General features: G+C 33.5%; 1 protein-coding gene. It reads left to right on the forward strand.

All coding sequences use genetic code 11. The annotated features are described in order from the left end of the window. Window positions 1-316 (forward strand): hypothetical protein (locus R2R70_RS19500; RefSeq protein ID WP_410978822.1); only part of this gene is annotated, 316 nt, incomplete at both ends.

A 316-nucleotide genomic window follows, 5' to 3' on the forward strand; every position in this document is an offset into this window, starting at 1 on the left:
TGGCTAATCGATGATTTAATCAATGAGAATATAGACTACCTGGCAGAAAACATGTTTAATGGTGAAACGATAATGAACAGTTTGGATTTAGATATAAAAACTACATTTGAGAGGTTATTTTATTTAGTCTCTCAATCTAAACTCGATGCTTTCTTAGTGTGGGAACAAAAAGACGGAAGCCGAGAAAAGCAGATCACACTATGTGAGGAAAGAAAATTTGATTTAACTGATTTTGGAGGAAAAGAACATCCGCCCTTGGATGAACTCTATGTAAAGTTTAAAGTCAGTAAAGAATATAAGGAATTCAGAGATGAGT

This window comes from Cobetia sp. SIMBA_158, assembly GCF_046566945.1.
Classification (GTDB): Bacteria; Pseudomonadota; Gammaproteobacteria; order Pseudomonadales; family Halomonadaceae; genus Cobetia; species Cobetia amphilecti.